General features: G+C 62.2%; 15 protein-coding genes. 4 read left to right on the top strand and 11 right to left on the bottom strand.

Annotation, left to right across the window (positions count from 1 at the left end; genetic code table 11):
* Positions 1 to 53 precede the first annotated feature (53 nt).
* The 3 genes from hxsC to KRR38_RS27950 form a co-directional block, all read right to left on the bottom strand.
* The gene (gene hxsC / locus KRR38_RS27960; protein ID WP_217406667.1) at positions 54 to 1,133 is read right to left on the bottom strand and encodes a His-Xaa-Ser system radical SAM maturase HxsC; all 1,080 of its coding nucleotides are present in this window, start codon (positions 1,131 to 1,133) and stop codon (positions 54 to 56) included.
* Positions 1,130 to 2,590 carry a radical SAM protein gene (locus KRR38_RS27955; RefSeq protein WP_217406666.1) on the bottom strand — a complete coding sequence of 487 codons (1,461 nt, stop codon included), beginning with the start codon at positions 2,588 to 2,590 and terminating at the stop codon, positions 1,130 to 1,132. The genes hxsC and KRR38_RS27955 overlap by 4 nt, the downstream gene beginning before the upstream one ends.
* Before the next feature lie 439 nt (positions 2,591 to 3,029).
* Complete coding sequence (locus KRR38_RS27950; RefSeq protein WP_217406665.1) at positions 3,030 to 4,466, bottom strand: hypothetical protein; 1,437 nt, start codon at positions 4,464 to 4,466, stop codon at positions 3,030 to 3,032.
* 176 nt (positions 4,467 to 4,642) lie between these two features.
* On the opposite strand from KRR38_RS27950, the gene KRR38_RS27945 reads away from it, so the two are divergent.
* A complete protein-coding gene (locus tag KRR38_RS27945) occupies positions 4,643 to 5,815 on the top strand; it encodes a DUF3644 domain-containing protein (RefSeq protein ID WP_217406664.1) in 1,173 nt (390 codons plus the stop codon).
* 141 nt (positions 5,816 to 5,956) lie between these two features.
* Here the strand turns inward: KRR38_RS27945 and KRR38_RS27940 are convergent, their stop codons facing one another.
* From KRR38_RS27940 to KRR38_RS27910, 7 genes are all read right to left on the bottom strand, one after another.
* Positions 5,957 to 6,868, bottom strand: a complete 912-nt coding sequence (locus KRR38_RS27940) for a HEPN domain-containing protein (RefSeq protein WP_217406663.1) — start codon at positions 6,866 to 6,868, stop codon at positions 5,957 to 5,959.
* A gap of 206 nt (positions 6,869 to 7,074) precedes the next feature.
* On the bottom strand, positions 7,075 to 9,051 hold the full coding sequence (rlxS, locus tag KRR38_RS27935) for a relaxase/mobilization nuclease RlxS (protein ID WP_217406662.1): 1,977 nt from the start codon (positions 9,049 to 9,051) through the stop codon (positions 7,075 to 7,077).
* 276 nt (positions 9,052 to 9,327) lie between these two features.
* Positions 9,328 to 9,642: a hypothetical protein gene (locus KRR38_RS27930; RefSeq protein WP_254515013.1), complete on the bottom strand. Its 315-nt coding sequence runs from the start codon at positions 9,640 to 9,642 to the stop codon at positions 9,328 to 9,330.
* A gap of 312 nt (positions 9,643 to 9,954) precedes the next feature.
* Complete coding sequence (locus tag KRR38_RS27925) at positions 9,955 to 10,725, bottom strand: lytic transglycosylase domain-containing protein (protein ID WP_254515012.1); 771 nt, start codon at positions 10,723 to 10,725, stop codon at positions 9,955 to 9,957.
* Positions 10,726 to 10,736: 11 nt separating this feature from the next.
* Entirely contained in the window at positions 10,737 to 11,321 is a 585-nt protein-coding gene (locus KRR38_RS27920) for a S26 family signal peptidase (protein ID WP_217406660.1), read from the bottom strand.
* A complete protein-coding gene (locus tag KRR38_RS27915; RefSeq protein WP_217406659.1) occupies positions 11,318 to 11,548 on the bottom strand; it encodes a helix-turn-helix domain-containing protein in 231 nt (76 codons plus the stop codon). The genes KRR38_RS27920 and KRR38_RS27915 overlap by 4 nt, the downstream gene beginning before the upstream one ends.
* A 169-nt stretch (positions 11,549 to 11,717) precedes the next feature.
* Positions 11,718 to 12,038, bottom strand: coding sequence for a DUF736 family protein (locus KRR38_RS27910; protein WP_217406658.1), 321 nt, complete (start codon positions 12,036 to 12,038; stop codon positions 11,718 to 11,720).
* Positions 12,039 to 12,699: 661 nt separating this feature from the next.
* Here KRR38_RS27910 and KRR38_RS27905 point away from each other — a divergent pair.
* The 3 genes from KRR38_RS27905 to KRR38_RS27895 all read left to right on the top strand — a co-directional run bounded on the left by KRR38_RS27905 (position 12,700) and on the right by KRR38_RS27895 (position 14,321).
* Positions 12,700 to 13,356, top strand: coding sequence for a MucR family transcriptional regulator (locus KRR38_RS27905; protein ID WP_217406657.1), 657 nt, complete (start codon positions 12,700 to 12,702; stop codon positions 13,354 to 13,356).
* Between the two features lie 280 nt (positions 13,357 to 13,636).
* A complete protein-coding gene (locus tag KRR38_RS27900) occupies positions 13,637 to 14,116 on the top strand; it encodes a MucR family transcriptional regulator (protein WP_217406656.1) in 480 nt (159 codons plus the stop codon).
* A complete protein-coding gene (locus KRR38_RS27895) occupies positions 14,106 to 14,321 on the top strand; it encodes a Lar family restriction alleviation protein (protein ID WP_217406655.1) in 216 nt (71 codons plus the stop codon). Before KRR38_RS27900 ends, KRR38_RS27895 begins: the two co-directional genes overlap by 11 nt.
* 256 nt (positions 14,322 to 14,577) lie before the next feature.
* On the opposite strand, the gene KRR38_RS27890 is transcribed toward KRR38_RS27895, so the two are convergent.
* A complete protein-coding gene (locus KRR38_RS27890; RefSeq protein WP_217406654.1) occupies positions 14,578 to 16,491 on the bottom strand; it encodes a ParB N-terminal domain-containing protein in 1,914 nt (637 codons plus the stop codon).
* Positions 16,492 to 16,497: the final 6 nt, after the last annotated feature.

The following is a 16,497-nucleotide window of genomic DNA, read 5'->3' as shown; positions in this document are numbered from 1 at the left end:
CGTCGCCCCAAAGCCCGCAAGCAGCAGCGATGGAATGATGAATTGCTTATTGCTCACAACGGATTCACCCCCATTGCGCTGTTAGGATGCCATTCGAAGAAACCGCCGCAAAGGTCTTTTTGCGAGCACATGTCACAGGCTGGGGCGAACTTGCGTTTCCAATCCGAAATGGATGACACCGCGTGGCGCCGATATGCCGATGGAACTTGGCAAAGCGGAAAGTTGAAGAGACGTACCGACAGCCCGTAGAGTTGTGCTTCATCGATGGCTTCGCCCACAACTTCAAAAGTGTGCTGCGGCGGGGCATAGAGTTCGGCGAAGCGATTTTTTGCAAAACCCGTAGCTTCGAGCTGCATGATAGACCACTGATCGCAAAAAGTCAGATGAAGCGCGGCATAGCGGCCGAGATCGGGCAGGTGCTCCAGGTTGCTGGTCAGGACTACTGTGCGAAGTTCGACATGGGCTCCGGCTGTCAACATGATCGAAAGACCATCCCGCAACGCTTCGAATGCGCCAGCCTTTTGGACGATTTCGTCATGTCGCTTGGCGTCGGCAGCATAGATCGGCACGCCCCAGGTCACGCCTTTCATTGCGCGGGTCGCGAGCGCGGTCACGTCGGCTTCACCAAAATGCTGTGCGTTGGAAAGCACGTGCCAGTGGATGTCCGGGCGTGCAGCAGCTACGTTTTCGATGAGAGCGAACAGGTCGTTCTTGAACAGCGTGGGTTCGCCGCCTGAGATGCCAAGCAGGCTTTCTGGAGGCGCGAGTAGCGCCGCGGCCTCGAATTCATGCCACCGGTCCACGTGCTTTTTTTTGGGCGGCTGGCTGCACATGACGCAAAGCTGATCGCAGCGCTCGGTGACGAGGAAGGTGTTGTGCGCAGAGCTCGCACGAACAAGGCGCTCTGCGGATCCTCTATTGCCGTCGACACACACGACGTCACCATCCCAGTTCGCGTCATCGACTGCCGTCAGCTCGAACAAGCCGTATTGGCTCGAATAGATCTTGAGGTTGCCTGCGGCGGTGACGAGCAGAGCGTCATTTGGCTCCAAAGAACCAGAAGGTGTGTCAAGCAACCTGACAACAAAGCGCTCGCGAGCCTCAGCGCGTGCGGGAATGACAAGGTTGATCATGCGAGCTGAGGCTGTGCTGGCAGATACTCGCCAGAGAGATCGAGCCATCTGGCAAGCGAATAGCGGATGGCAGGATCCTCGGAGTAGATCAGCCGCACGCAAAGGTCGAACAGGCGCATTTGTTTCTGGCAGAAGAACGTTTGGTGCCGCGGCAAGTCGATACGGCCGTAGCGTGACAGGTCGTCGACGATGTCTCGCCCGCAAAAGGGTTGGTACGGACAGGCGTCGCATGCCGGATCGCCAATTGACGTTGAATGACCATTGAGCAGCGCGCGACGCTCAGCATCGATGCCCTGGCGAACATCGCCGAGCGAGAGATCGATCACACCCGACCTCGCGAGCATGCGGGCTTCATCGGTCGGGTAAAGCTGACCGTCGTAATCTACGACTAGGTAGTCGAAGCCCAGCGGGCTGGGGTTCCGCAGGTCCACGTGGCGGTCGAGACCAATGCGGAACATACGGCGCAGGCAAAGGGACAGATAGGATTCCTCGAGCACTCGGGATCGGTCCGAGAAATTGCGTTCGATGAGCTTTCGCACGAAGGCTTCGTGGTAGTCCCACCAGCCCGTGTGATCGTCGGCGGAGTCCGGATGCTGCTTTCGTGCAAACCCTTGAAAGTTGATCGGGCGCAGGTGGATGCTCGAAATGTCATACCTGACATAAGCATCAATGAGTTCGTCTGCGGCGGGAGGGTTGGTTTGGTTTACCGTGGGAAGCGCCGACACTCTTGACGGGCCAAACCGTGCCAAGATCATTTCCAAGTTGTTGAAAAAGCGATCGGTGACTTCGTCCGTCTGGGTGCGCTGGTGAGAGTGGATAAGCCTGTCACCGTCGAGCGAAGTCGAAATGGAGACATCGGGACGCTCGAGCAGTCGCATCAGATCCGGCGAAATTTCCAAAAGATTAGTGCAGATTACGATGCTGCGGCTGGCAAACCGCTCGCATCTCGCGACGATGCGTTCGATGAGATCCAGTCTGAGTGTGGGTTCGCCGCCCTGAAATTCGACCTTCACACTGTCGGTTTCGAGTCCGTCAAACATGCGCTCGGTCGCCGTGGCGGTGCTTTCGGTCCAATCAAACCCTGCCGCACCAAGTGCGGCGCGCGAAACCTGGCAATAGCTGCAAGCCAGATTGCACCGCAGTGTTGGCACAAGAATGAGATAATCGAGCGGGCCGGCTTCAGCACGACGCGCGAACGTTCGGCCGCGATGGCTTTGGAGGGCCAAACGATCGCTGGCGCTCGCCGCAAAGCCATGAGCAATTTCAAACTCGATTAGAGGTGAAGGTTCATTGGCCGGGGGGCGGTGCCGTGTCGGTCGGGCATCCAGGAAGAATCGACCAGCCTCGTTGGCGACAAAGTCACCTAAGCCCGGTACCGAGCGCAAGCGTCGCTTAAATCGAAGGGTGCTCGGATCGCGCCCCTCGCTGTCAGCGGCCAGTTCATTTGGATTTCCCATCTCATACCCCGTCGCCCCTACCAAAGTTACGGGCGCGCCAGTATGATGTCGAGCGCTACTAAGGCGATTGAACCGCTATGGAACAGGTTTCTCCACGCAGGCAGCGTCGTCGATCAGAGCACGACAACAGGCTTTATAGGGCGCGCGGTTGCGGTTTGCGCCCTCGCGCCGCGGCACTCCCAACTAAGCCGACGTTCAGCGGTTCGAATTCGCTCCCTAATATCCGTCATCTGTTGATCTGAGCGTAGAGTATTTGAACGACTAGATTGGAACTTTGCCGTTCCCAGGCCACGTCTCCGCCGGCACGTTGGTCAGGAGTGGACACACGATCCTAGCGGCGCCTCGTTATGACGGCCCTCGAAATAAATCTGCTTCCGCGCGCATGCCGATCCGAGATTCGGCTTTTTCGCGACGGGCACAATATCGAATTTAGGCGACCTTACCGTTTGCTCGCTGAGACTTGGCGACGTCCATCGATGACAATGATCTCCGACGTCTTCTCGCCTCGCGCCTCGGCATCGGCCTTCAGTTTCTCGATCGTCCGTAGCTTCCGCCCCATCTTCCCGAGGTCCATGACAACGAAGACCGCGGCGCTGGTCGCAGCTGCCTTTTTATAGATCTCGAGCTGCGTCTTGTAGCCGTGCACGACGTTGCCGGTGGACAGCTTCAGCTCGACCAGCACCCGGCCCCGATAGCCGCTCGAGAATTTGAAATCGACCGGGCCGCCTCCTGAGTTGGTCTCGGGGGAGATATCGACATTGTTGACCGCACACATGACGTTGGCGACCGCGAAAAACAGCAGCTGGCTGGCGCGCTCGTGGCGCGGCACGGCGCCATGCCACAACAGCTCCCACATGTTGTTGTCCTCGACCATCGCTGTGTACTGGGCGATGATGTCGGTGACGGTCTTAAGCAAGGTTGTGCCGTCGCGGGTGGAAGGCGCGGTCAGGCGTCCCTGGAACGGGCTCGGGTCCTCGGTGAGTATCGTCCTAAACTGATAGTAGCCGTCCAAATCGGCTTTCTCATCATAGCTTTCGGACGCCACGGCGACTGCGTTGATTAGTTTGCGGAGAAGCGTCGGGGATGACAGTGCAACCCGACGAACCGCAGCCTTCTTCTGGCTGATTGTCGCCTTAGCGAAGTTACCGAACATCGCGTTGACCGCGTCCCGGATTTCGCGAACCTCAAGAATCACGCGGCTGACGTCGGCCCAGTCTGCCGCCAGCGGCAGATCGCGCAGTAGATCGCGCGGAACCAGCAGCACCGGCAGGCTCGCGTGATAGGGGTTTGCCGGCAGCTTCCGCCCGTTATATTGCGGGGCAAATTCCCGCACCGGAAGGGAATTGGCGACGCAGAACTCTTCCGTGATTCGTGCGAGCGTGGGTAGCAAGAAGTTGGTGGTCATGTCGCTGAGCGTGTCTGGCCCAACGCCGGCCTCGAACAAACCCATCAGCGGGATCATCGTTGGGTTCTTTTCCCCCAGCGTGATGATCTGTTTGGCGGTCCGCAAAATACCGTTGCGAAGCTCAGGCGGGCGGGAGCTTCCGCTGGTGCCGGCGGCGCCATAGCCAAGGCTGGTCTCGGCGCGCTCATCGAGGTTGAGTGCTTTGTAGGCGCCCCTCCAGGCGACGTCGCCTTCCGCCTCGGAGATGTCGAGCAAGCCGATGACGTTCTGGAAGTTCGTTTCCACCGCGGTTCGCCCCTCGCTAATGATCAGCGGGTTCTGGCTCTTCCACAGCAGTAACGGATCGATGAAGAGCTTCGTGTCACTGTTCAAGATCGGGTCGAGTAGCCCGGCGGCATTGAGTGCCGCGGCCGGAATGCCATAATGGTTCGAGAAGAGGACCGGATGAACTAGGCTCTTGCGCGCTGCCATGTGTTACTTTCCCAGTGGTCTGTTCAGGGGCGATTAGTGCCCAAATTATATCAGAAAAAACGGAATTTAATGGCAAGCCGGTTTGTGGATGACCGTTTCGTACCTGGGCACGAGCTGCACCTCAGACCCTAGACATCGCGGAGTTGGCTTAGGATAAAGCCCTAACTGGGGGCAAAATGGCGAAGCTACATCTATCGGATCGAGAAATCAGCCTGATCAAGGGTCTGCTCACCCATAAAGGGATGAATGATCAGCAGGTTCTGGCAGTGTTCAGCTACCTTGACCGGAACATAAATCATCGGGAGATCGCCCAAATCCGGCGCGGTGATAAGCCCCGGTACGTCGCTATCGCGGCAGCGTCGTTGGCTGAGGTCGACGAGCTTCTGTACCACTACGCCAAAATCGGTTCGTTGGCTGACCGACTCGGTTTTTGCGAAATGGACCCAATCACCGCTAAGGTCCACAAGGCAGTCGAGATCATGAAAACTGCAATCATGGTCTATAACAATAACATGATCGTTACTCGGTCTGAGACGTTCATCGTCCTCGGCGTGATCGCGTGGACCTACCTTGTTCATGCCCATCTTGAGGCGCAGAGTGTCGCTCCGATTTATCGAAACCCCGACGGTACTGATGTGCTGATCGACGGTAAGGCCAAATACTGGGAACTGACCTACTGCCTTGGTCGGCCTGAGACAGCTCTGACCAAGGGGATGGTCAACAACCTGCGCTACATCATTGCGATCAGGAATGAGGTCGAACACCGGTCCTACGAGGACATCAACGTCGAGGTTCAGTCCAAGATACAGGCCGCAGCGCTTAACTTCCTGCGGTACGTCAAGGAGAAGTTCGGACCCAAGTTCGACTTCTCGCACGATCTCGCCTTCACGATCCAATTGCAGGCGCTGACCCTTGGATCGCCGAACATGATAAAGGGCGTTGGCTTGGTGTCAAAGTCGGTGGCGGCTGTGAATGCATTGATTGAAGAGCCCATGTCGTTCGGAGATTTCAACGATCCGGATTATGCCTTCCGGGTTCACGTGACGCCGAAGGTGACCAACAATGCCAAAAACGCGGACCAGGCGGTCACCTACAATCCGGTCGGATCCAACATCGAGATTGCGATCAAACAGGTTGAGCGCCCTAAGTTCCGGCAAAAGGAAGCGATGGAACGGCTACAGGCCGAGGGCGTGCCGAACGTCACGTCACACACTTTTCAGAAGGCTTGGAAATCAAAGAACCTCAAGAACCCGGGGAAGGGGATGGCTATACTGCTTGGCGGAGTCTGGTTTTGGTATCAGGAGGGGATCGACGCGATCAAAGAGATAATGCTGGCTGGGCAAGGCTGACGCTCCAACTCTGGTAAGTAAGCGGCCCCAGGCTTGGTGTGCGTGGGATTACCGGCTGAACGAATGGCCGATTACTGCGATTCCTCTGCAGATTCCGGTCAGTCCCCAACGTCGAACTTAGACGGCATTGCACTTGGCGCACTAGCGCCGTGACAGCTCAGCAATCCTTGCCTCACAAAGCCTCGCGACGATGTCTCGAAGCCGCTTTGCCGAGGTGAAGATAGCGTCAAGATCCTCGATCGAAATGCTGTAATTCGCCGAATAGCGCGCCTCCACATAAGCGCGCTTCAAAAGTTCGAACCGTCGCCGATCCAGCTTGGTCGCTCGCGGCCAAGCCTCGATCAACTTTTGCTCCTTGTTCTCGGAGATGGATCGCAAAAATTTGATGTTGTGCGACTTCGGAAAATAGCACGTTTTCGTCAGCAGAAAGCAGGCATAGGCAGTCTCGGTTGCCTGATGAAGGTTGAATGCCGCCTTGTTGGCCCACGTTTGATCAGAGGGGATTTGGTCGATGGCGACCTTGCTCAGAAAGAGCCATTGATCCAATGAACGCAGGTACTGGTCGAAGTACCGTTCTGCCATCCTGACTGCGTCGAACTTGGAAAGCGGCATAGGCGCCGCCAACGGGTGTCCTGGCAGCTCGTAAAGCACGATACCGTCTCGCACGATATCGGCCCAGAAATACTCGCCGCGCTTGAGCGACTTGTTCACATCGTCGAGATCGTGGACGATGATGTTCACTTGGCGCTCGATCGTCTCGTCGCGCAGGATTCGATCTTCGGCGACGTGCCAGTATTCCGCGACGTCGGTCAGCTTTGGATTGCTCACAACAACGAGCAGATCAAAGTCCGACTGATAGCCGCTCTTAGGATCGTCCACCCAATCGCTACGGGCGTAGGACCCGAACAGGATGATCTTGTAGATCTTGCCGCCGCGCTTCCAGGTATGATTGCCGAGCGCGATCGCCTTCTCGAATTCCTCCAGGAGAATGCGCGTCGCGCGCTCGAGTTCGCCCTGCTGCTTAGCGGGCAAATGGGAGAGGTCATCACGCATGCGAACCGCCCCGGCTTTCAGCGAAGTATCCCACATCCGGTTGGCGCGCAGCGAAGTTCATGCGAGATTCTCGCCGCTGGCCATCCAAAAATCAATGGGAATGGACCATTTACGACCTGTTTGTGCGACACCTCCGCAGCCCGGCTGCCCGCCAAACAAATCGGCCCCGAGGAGTTCGACGTAATCAGCTTCGAATGCCCTCGCCCTCAAGAAATCTCCGGCCCCTGGCGCCCCCGCCCGAAACGCCAGCTGATACCGTCATCGCGCATGATACCGGAACCGACCTTCCCGAGCTGATTTTCTAGCACCGGTCGCCACGGCACCAGGGTAAATTCCCGGGCCTTCTCGACGAGGGCGAAGCGCCCGCTCGCAAGCTCGAGCTTGCGCGAAATCGTGCCTTCGATGGTGCTCCCGGTTCTGGCTTCCACGAAGGCCTTGCCCATCTCCCCCGCGAGCGCCTCGCCGGTGCGCAGCAGTTCTCTTCGCTGCAACATCGCGATCGCGCCGGCGCGAAGACGCACGCGTGTACCCTCCGCCTCGGCGAGCTCTTGCTCGACCAGCCACTGCCGGCGCGCCGCCATGGCACCGCGCAGTTCGCGACCAAATCCGGCGTCGCGTACTGGTAGCGGAGACCCGGCGGCCAGTTCGCGGTCGATCCATGTGGCCGCCTCGGCGCCCGCCAGCTGCTCGAGCGGAGCCGCGGACAGGACTTCGACGGCAACCGGCCGATCACGCTGACGCCGCGCCTCATAGGCGGCCGCACGCTCGATATGGTCGGGCGCGATGATCCACTTGCCGTCGACCTCGCGCTCGACGCCGGCGCCCGCCCGGCGCATCGCTTCCAGCCGCCGGACATGCGCCTCCGCGAATGCCAGGGTGGCCGAGCGGTCATGGCGCAAATGCAGGTCCGCCGAATAACGCCCACCATTGGCGGCGGCGACTTCGACGATCACGCGATCGGCATCGCGAACCTGAAAGCTCTGAGCGGACACGCGGACCACCGCGCCTTCGGCGATCGGCGCCACGGCATCGCCGCGCCCGATATCGACGTAATGGGCCTGGCCGTCGATACCATCGACGAGCAGATAATGACGATCGCGATGCTCATCGGAAAGTCCGCGTGCGATCAGCTTCCCGACAAGCGGCGCAGGCTGGGCCTCGCCGGCGCCGAAAATGCTGCGCCCCACCCCAGCCCGCTCGAGCTTTCTGGCACTCAGTTCGCGCTGCATGGTCCGGATGATATCGCCCCGTTCGCCCAGTGCGCGCAGAGTGCCTTCGAGGTCGTCCGCAAGTTGCAAGCGGCCACCGCCGACAGGCTCAGCGAGGCCCATGGCCGAAAGCTTCTGCAACCGACCGGCGCGAAGCGACTGCTGGAAGGGATCGCGATCGGCCAGGGAGACGATGCGATCCGCATCCATCGACCGGATCAGACGCCGGTCGATCGCGGTCATTCGCTCCTCGCCGATATCATGGCGCAATCGCGCCTCGATTTCCTGATCAGTCCGGGGCCCGAGATCGAGCGTCACCAGCTCGGCCGCGCGCTCGCGGATGCCGTGCGAAATATACTCGCGGGCGATGATCAGATTCTGACCGGTGTCGTCGACGCCGCGCAGCATGACGTGGCTGTGCGGATGGCCGGTGTTGAAATGGTCGACCGCGACCCAGTCGAGCCGGGTGCCGAGGTCCGCTTCCATCTGAGTCATCAGCCGGCGGATATAGGGCTTGAGATCGGGATATTCCGAGCCATCCTCGGGTGAGACGATGAAGCGGAACTGATGGCGATCGCCATCGCAGCGCCCGAGGAACGCCTTGCCGTCGGCGGTGTCGTGCTCAGCCGAATAAAGCTCGCCCGGCGAGCCCTCACGCGTGACGCCGTCGCGCTGGATATAACGCAGGTGGGCACGCGCGGCCGGCAAGCCCTTGGTCCCGATGCGCACCAGCCGGGTTTTGACCACCGCGCGGCGCGCGCGAAGACCGCCATACCGATCGCGGCTGGAAAGCAGTCTGCCCATCGAGGCCCCGCGACCGATGCGGCTCCCATCGAAGCGGCGGTTCTTGACCGGCCCTTTTTCCGCAGACCGGATCGCGGCGCTGACGACGCGGCCAAGATAGCGGCGCGCGCGCTTTGCCCCTTGCTGGCGCTGCCTTCCAAGGCGCGGGGTGAACTCGTCCTCGCCGGTCATCGCAGGCCGCCGCCAGGAGTGCGAGTCTCGTGATTATGGGCACAAACCGGCGCATCGCCGCTAGTCCCGGCAATCCCGTCTCGCGCGCTCCGGCCCATGTCTCGTGAAAAAACGATGTGCAGACAACCACATGGCGATGCCCACAAGGCATTGTCTTTCTCTTGCTTTCGCTTTTCCCCTTCTGCCCCCTCCCCGCCTCCCATTATCGGGCTCAAAAAGAAAGCCGGAGCGCGACGCCCATTCGGCACCGCGCCCCGGCCTGCGATGACGCGCCTTTCAGCCATCCAGGAACTCCGCCTCCGCCCCGCGGCGCTGCTTGAACCTCCGCTTGGCGATCATGCCATGCGCGCGGCCTTCGCCATCGACGATCATCAGCGCGACGAACCAATCGCCATCGAGCCGCCCGAGGATCTTCACCCGGTCGAGATCGATTTCGTCGTCGTCGCTGCTGTCGTAGGCACCGATCCAGCGCTCTTCGACCCGTGCATCCCAGAGAAAATCGCACTCTTCCGCCGCGAGAAACCGTTGCGCCAAGGCCTGGCTGACCCCGCGGCCAAATTCGATCTCCAGGCCAGCCACCAGCGCCGCCATCACGCGATCCGTCGCTTGGGCTATCGGTTGAAACACGGTCATGATCGTCTCCTTCGCTTGCGTTCTCATCACCGAGAACAGAAGCTCGAAGACGGGCGGCGCAGCCCCTGTCAGGGCCGCCGGAGCGATAGCGAAGGCGCCGCGAAGCGGACGTGGGGGGGAACCGATTTGCGAAGCAAATTGGGGGGCACCCGCGGGCCTTGAGAGGGGCTGCGCCGCCCGTCATGCTGGGCATTCCGAGACGAGCCCCTTCCCTGCTCTCCGCCTTCCCCCAAGACGGTACCGCCGCCGCGATGATGGCCCGGCTCGCGTTCACGGTGCTGCCTTGAGGATCGCGAAGAGCCCGGTTGCCGGCGCCGGCTCGGCCAGACTTGCTGCCTCGGAGGGGCCATCGCGGCGGACAACGAACAAGAGCGGCCGGGGGACAGCTGCGGGCCTGGCTGACGCATCGGCCAAGTCACCATTGGGGCCACCAATGAGGCCAGGGGTCGTCCTGCCATCGCCATGTTGATCACGGCCAGCCACTTGCGCCAGATAGGCCCTGGTCTCGCCCGGAAGGTGCTGGCGGCCGCCAAGATAGGCGGCATATCGCGCGGGCCCCGCATTGTAGGCGCCGAACAGTCCGGGATAACCGAACCGGTCGTGCATCAGGCGCAGGTAGAGCGTGCCGGCCAGGATGTTGGCGCGCGGTTCGTCGGGATCGCTGCCAAGGCCAAGCCGCGCGCGCATCTCCGCCCAGGTCGCGGGCATCAGCTGCATCAGCCCCATTGCCCCAGCGGGCGAGCGGATCGCGCGGCCATCGCGCGTGGTCCGGCCTGCGCTTTCCGCCCGCATCACCCGCGCTATCCAGCCTGCCGGAATGCCGAAGCGCCGCGACGCTTCCTCGATCAGGGGCTGCCAGTGCGTGACCGCATCGACGTTGTCTTCGGCCCCATAGGCGCCGCTGTAGTCAGCCCTTCCCGGACCGTAATTAGTGCGGTCGCCCGCCACCTGCCGGGCCTTGCCATCGCCCCTGCCAGCGGTATTCGCAGGCGCCGCCCTGACCGGCCCGATCACCACCGTCATGGCGAGCACGACGGCCATAGCCTGACACCTCACCGCGCCCACAGCAGTCGCGCCTTTCCGATCACATCGGACCCTTGGGTGACCCCAAAATAGCGACCGTCGAACGAGGCGGGATTGTCGGCGATCAGCAGGAAAAGCTGGCGGCCACTCAGGCGCACGCACCCCTGCCATGACGGCATCGCGCGGCCCTCGGCATCAACGATCCGCCGCATCGCGACGCGAATGCCGTTGACGAAAATGTTCGAACGAAGAGCGCAAACCTCATCGCCCGCGGCAGCCGCGACATGCTTCACCAGGGGAACGTGGACCGGCAGGTAGCGTCGGGTGGCGGCGAGCATCCGATAGGGCTCGGGCAAGCGCGCTACCACCATGTCGCCGGGCGCGATCTCAGCGCCCGGCGCGACTGAATAGAGCCCCAGCGGCACGCTTGCCGAGACGTTCCAGACGAGGCGCGGGGCTGGCGGAAACGCCGCCGAAAGCCCCATGACCACGGCGCCCACGGCAAAGGCCGCGCCCCATCGGCGAAGGTTGCGACGACGATTTCTGGCGGCACGCAAGGCATCGCCCCATTCGAAAAGCGGCGCATCGGCCGGGCGCGATCGGCGCCCGCTCACGGCGCGATCTTTCGGGCGCTGTTCGCGATGCTCCAGGCGTCGAGATCGGCGATATGGTACCAGACATATCGGCAGTGACGACGGAATCGCGGCCCCTCGCCGCTCGCGCGAAGCTTCTTCAACAGCTCGCTGGAGATCTTTAGATAGGCGGCGGCCTGGGCGGTGTTGAGAAAGGGGGAGCCCCGTTTTGCCTGCAATGCCCGCGCAACCATATCGTCGTTGTCCATGACGTGGCCTCTTGGTCCGAACCAGCGGCACCATGCCGCCTGGGACACCCCGGATGCCCGCGCGGCCACCGGGCGCAGAGGTACGAAATCGCGACCTGCCAAAATCGTACCTGTCGGTTGGCGACCCCCGCGCCGCTGGGCGCGAGGGTCGTCCGAGGCCAGGCGCAGGTCAGTCGCCGGGGTTCCAGATCAGGGCGAAGGCATCCTCGTCGTCCTGCCCGGCCGCACGGCCAAGATTGGCGTAGAGGGTGCGGGGTCCGAGCTCGGGCGCGGACATCGCGATGCGGACATATTCGCGCTGCGAGACCTCGCCGGTGCGGACCCAGCCGCCACCGAGTTCGGTCGATCCCGACAGCACCCGGTAGTCGGGCTGCTCGCCCATCTTGCCGCGATTGGGTACGATCTGGATGTCGGCATTGACGGAAAGCGTCTTGAGCGAACCCTTGAAGCTGCCGTCGCTCTGGCGCTGCACGTAACCGATTGCGGGCATTTTTCGTCTCCTTTTGCTGTCACCCGAACCACTTCCGGGCGACAGGCGGACCGCAGGGATGGCTTCAGGGGACACCCGGACCGGCAGGCCGCAGCGTCAGCGCAGGACCGGAGCGGCGGGCTGATTTGAGAGCGCAGCGGCCGCGAGGAGGACGGCGAAGCCGGCCGGGGAAATCAGTTCGTTGCGATGGTTTCGGGGGGCGCCGGCCATCCCAGGTCTCACGCCAGGCAAGCCGGCAAGTGGTGGGACAGCCAACGGAAGATGAACGCTCGTTTCGGGCGAATGCGGCGCAAGAGACGGCGCGATCTGCAAGTGTTCGTGGCGATATTCCGAGCCCGATTCAGTCGCCAATGCGCAAGATGGCAAGCGGAGACGAGCGAGCGAAGGTGTCGAGGCGATAGCCGCAGATGGGCCGGCCGAGGACGACCAGCGAAGACATTTTAGACGCGGAATCGAGACTGCCCGGTTCGTCATGCTCGAACTTGCGCGATTCTCAATTGTACGTGCAGACGGTTAGTCTGCCGGGCGACAACGAGGATCGATGCTGGTGGCAACAATACTGTCTGTCGAAGGCGCTGGGCGATATACTCGTACCAGCAATGCATTGACGTTAATACATTCGCCAGTAATGGCGGTGCTCCAACATCAAGGATTCCCGAAAATGGCCGACGACACCGCAGATACAAGCTTGCTGGAACTGGCAACCGAACTGACGATGGCATGGCTGTCCAATCCCAATACCAGAGCGTCGGCTGAAGAAGTTCCCGCGTTCCTGCAATCGATGCACGGCGCCGTGACCGGCCTGGCCAGTGGACCCGCATCGGCCGAAGAAGTAGCGCCAGCGGCTGAATATATCCCCGCGGTTTCGCCCCGCCGTTCGCTGGCGTCCAAGGATCACATCATCTCGCTGATCGATGGTAAGCCCTACAAGACTTTGAAGCGTCACCTTTCTGGCCATGGTCTTACGCCGGCTGAATATCGCGAGCGCTATGGTCTGAAAGCCGACTATCCGATGGTCGCCGAAACCTATACCGAGATGCGGCGGGGCCTGGCCAAGAAGATCGGCCTCGGCCGCAAGGCAGGTACCAAGGTTGTGGCCAAAGCCACGACCCCGACAAAGCCAGCCGCAACGAAGCCGGCCGCAGCGAAACCGACTGCAACAGCGCCGGCAGCAGAGAAGCCCGAAGCGAAGCCGGCCGCAGCCAAGGCAGCCTCGAGTCCGGCAGTCGTGAAGTCAGCGAAGCCGGCCAAGGCCAACAAGCCTAAGACGCAGCGCCGTGCACGGACTCCCTCGACAGAAGCCGCGCCCCAGTCCTGATCGTTTGACTCGAGCGGCGCCGGTGCTGTTGTGCAGCACCGGCGCCGCCGCGGGTCGGCCCAACGATTTGGCCCGGTTCGGCCCAATCCCTTTTGCGATTGAGCAGCGCGGCGCTCGGAGCGGCGTGCGTCGGTCTACTTTCGAGCCATTCCGCTCGGCGTTTCTGCTGGGCGGGGAGCCGCGGTCGAGCTTACGTTTTCGGGTTTAGATGGTAGGGCACGTTCGCCGGAATTTCTGGCCTACAGCCTTTCCGCCCAACAAGCATTCGGGAGCGCGCTACATGGACCACACCACCCTTATCGAGCTGACGGCAGACATCGTCTCGGCCCACCTCGGTCACAACCGTGTCGATCTCGCCGATGTGCCGCGGGTCATCGATGCGGTCTACGTCGCGCTGGCAGATGCCGCGCAGTCCGCGACCACCCCTATTGAAGCAAGGCCCGAGCCCGCCGTCCCGATCCGTTCCTCGCTGAAGGCCGACGCGATTGTCTGTCTGGCATGCGGCGCCCGGATGAAAATGCTCAAGCGCCACTTGCGGGTCGACCATGACCAGTCGCCAGCCGACTACCGGACCCGGTGGGACCTGCCGCACGACTATCCTATGGTCGCTCTCGCCTATTCCGAAACGCGCCGTGCCATCGCCCGGGAAACCGGCCTAGGGCGCAAGGCGGTCGTCAGGCAATTCGAAGGGAACCAGACCGCCGCTCCGACGGGGCCGGCGGAACTGGAACCGGAAGCCGCCATTGCCCATGCCGAATAGCGAGGTTTCCCGACGCGCAGTAGCCGACGAGACCGGCATCGCATTGACGGCTTGTCCGTTCTGCGCCTCTTCGAATGTCGGGTTCTACGAGCATGTCTATGCCAAGCACTTCGCGGTGAAGTGCAATCTGTGCGGCGCCGAAGGGCCGCAGCGTTCGTCGCCGGAGGAAGCCGGGCGGCTGTGGAACCGACGCGTGCAGGCGTGAATCTCCGCGCGCCGCCGCCATTTCGGCGGCGCGCGGCCGAAATTCGGCACCACTCGATTAAGGTGGTCTCGCTTTAGGTTGTCAAGGATCCGGAGCCAGATGCGGATCTCGGGGGTGCGGATCCCCAGACGCGACACCTCAACCCCGACCAGCAAGGTTGCGCGCACAGACCAGGGATCGAAGAAAGGGTCCCGATGATATGATCTCGAAGAGATGACCAAAACATGGACGGAGCACAGCCCCGTCCATGTCGGCGTCACGCTGCGAAGCGCTCGTCTACTTCGGCGATCGATGGATCGCCCACCGCCTCGTTTTCCGATGCGGCGCTTGCCTGCCGCGCCGCTTCAAGCACGCCATGGGCACTGACGGTGCCGACGCCGCCGCGCGCGGTATAGGCGCTGGGGGGAAAGGCCATCCATCTGGGCACCCAGCCCTCGACCTTGGCGCGTCCGCCCTCGCCAGCCAGATGTTCGGCGGCGATCCGTTTCAGGGTCTTGGTCTTCTCGCCGGCATTGGCGGCGGCGACGGTTTCGCCGGCCAGATCGGCAACGATCCGGCCCAGTACTTCCCGGTCGCGGATCAGCTCGAAAAAGGCCGGGTCCGCCTGCCAGTAGCCGGCCATGTCGACGCCGAGTTCGATCCCCACGGCTTCGATGGCGGGGCTGCCGCTCGCCAGCGCCTCGCCCATGACCACGGCGACGAGGTCCATGACCGCCATATCGGGAAGTTCGAGCAGCCGCAGGAACAGACCTACCAGGTCGCCGCCATATCCGGCGCCGCTTGCGAAGGTGCCGCCATTACCGCCGCAGAGGGTCGGCGTGTCGGGATCGAAGGCGAGTAAGTCGAGCATCGCGCGCCGCTTCTCGTCGAACCGGGCTTCCGCCGGGGCGGTTTCGACCGACTCGCGCACCGCCTCGTTCCGGGTGGTCTGCGGTTCGGGCGTCACGCGAAACAGGTGCGTACCGCAGATCGCATGGGCGACCAGAAGGCGCAGCGCGAGGCCGGGATGCCCGGTCATCGCGGCTCTCACAGCAGCATGCCGATGCAGATCAAGATATATCTGCATTGCCTGCGTGATCTCGCCGCGCGGCGCCTTGAAGGCGCTTTCGCTCTCGCCGCCAGTCTCGCCTGCCCCCTTGCCGCCGCCCTGCTGCGCGCGGCGAGCCTCCTTGCGACTGAGATAGCCTTCATGGAAGGTGACTTCGCCGCTGGGCCGGACCTCTATATAGATGCGTCCGCCCTTGCGCTTGGCGACTTTCTCGTATTCCCAAGCATGGAAGCGCTCGGACCCGCTGGCGCTTGACCCGACGATGACGACATCGCTCCACCCGGCCTCGAGGTAGAGGCCGCGCCTTGCCTCGACGGCAGCGTTCTGAGCCGTCCAGAAGGCATCGGGATCGGCGAAATAGCTATCCTCGCCGAACAGGTCCGACACGACGACGCAGCCCGCCGCGGCGATGTCGAACAGGGCATGGCTCGCCTTGATCGACTGCCCGCCGAACAGCCATGCCTTGAGCTGATGCCCGGTCGGGACATAGGCATCTGCGTCGTCGTGGAGTGCCAGCCATGCCTTCTGCTGGCTCTTGCTCGCCATGGTCAGATGGCGGACGGTGTTCCGGTCGATCTGCTCGGCGCGGTAAAGATCGCGGATGCGCGGCAGCAGATTGCCGAGCGCGAGAATCCGCCGGATCATCGGATCGGGCAAACCGAAGGTCTCGGCGATGTCCTCGGGCTTGCGGCCTTCGCGAACCAGCCGGGTGAAGGTCTCCCACTGGGTCACCTCGTCGGGATCGAGCCGCGCGAGGTTCTCGATCAGCGAGGCTTCGATGGCGGCGGCATCGTCGCCTTCGTCGAGAATGGCGCAAGGCAGCGCCTCGGCCAGACCGGTCTTCTCCTCGGCGACGATCCGCGCCGCGTGGAAGCGCCGGGCACCGGCAAGTATTTCGAAAAGGCCAGAATCGCTCGCCGAACCTTGGCCATCCTGCGACTGGACAAATTCGACAGGCCCGGCACGCCCGGCGTTGGGGACCGGACGCACGATCAGCGGCTGGATGATGCCGCGCCGGCGCACGGTCGGCAGGATGTCCGATACGTCCGGGGCCTTTTTGGCGTAGCGCATATTGGCCTTGCTCACGCTGAGCTTGCTTATGTCGATGAAGTCGAGTTTCATAACACG

The sequence above is a fragment of the Novosphingobium sp. G106 genome (assembly GCF_019075875.1).
Classification (GTDB): Bacteria; Pseudomonadota; Alphaproteobacteria; order Sphingomonadales; family Sphingomonadaceae; genus Novosphingobium.
Note: the sequence above shows the minus strand (reverse complement) of the source record. Positions and strands in the feature narration are given on the sequence as shown.

Excerpts from the sequence above, each read along its gene's own strand:
- hxsC (WP_217406667.1), bottom strand. The coding sequence starts at position 1,133 with ATGATCAACCTTGTCATTCCCGCACGCGCTGAGGCTCGCGAGCGCTTT.
- KRR38_RS27955 (WP_217406666.1), bottom strand. The coding sequence starts at position 2,590 with ATGGGAAATCCAAATGAACTGGCCGCTGACAGCGAGGGGCGCGATCCG.
- KRR38_RS27950 (WP_217406665.1), bottom strand. The coding sequence starts at position 4,466 with ATGGCAGCGCGCAAGAGCCTAGTTCATCCGGTCCTCTTCTCGAACCAT.
- KRR38_RS27945 (WP_217406664.1), top strand. The coding sequence starts at position 4,643 with ATGGCGAAGCTACATCTATCGGATCGAGAAATCAGCCTGATCAAGGGT.
- KRR38_RS27940 (WP_217406663.1), bottom strand. The coding sequence starts at position 6,868 with ATGCGTGATGACCTCTCCCATTTGCCCGCTAAGCAGCAGGGCGAACTC.
- rlxS (WP_217406662.1), bottom strand. The coding sequence starts at position 9,051 with ATGACCGGCGAGGACGAGTTCACCCCGCGCCTTGGAAGGCAGCGCCAG.
- KRR38_RS27930 (WP_254515013.1), bottom strand. The coding sequence starts at position 9,642 with ATGGCGGCGCTGGTGGCTGGCCTGGAGATCGAATTTGGCCGCGGGGTC.
- KRR38_RS27925 (WP_254515012.1), bottom strand. The coding sequence starts at position 10,725 with ATGGCCGTCGTGCTCGCCATGACGGTGGTGATCGGGCCGGTCAGGGCG.
- KRR38_RS27915 (WP_217406659.1), bottom strand. The coding sequence starts at position 11,548 with ATGGACAACGACGATATGGTTGCGCGGGCATTGCAGGCAAAACGGGGC.
- KRR38_RS27910 (WP_217406658.1), bottom strand. The coding sequence starts at position 12,038 with ATGCCCGCAATCGGTTACGTGCAGCGCCAGAGCGACGGCAGCTTCAAG.
- KRR38_RS27905 (WP_217406657.1), top strand. The coding sequence starts at position 12,700 with ATGGCCGACGACACCGCAGATACAAGCTTGCTGGAACTGGCAACCGAA.
- KRR38_RS27900 (WP_217406656.1), top strand. The coding sequence starts at position 13,637 with ATGGACCACACCACCCTTATCGAGCTGACGGCAGACATCGTCTCGGCC.
- KRR38_RS27895 (WP_217406655.1), top strand. The coding sequence starts at position 14,106 with ATGCCGAATAGCGAGGTTTCCCGACGCGCAGTAGCCGACGAGACCGGC.
- KRR38_RS27890 (WP_217406654.1), bottom strand. The coding sequence starts at position 16,491 with ATGAAACTCGACTTCATCGACATAAGCAAGCTCAGCGTGAGCAAGGCC.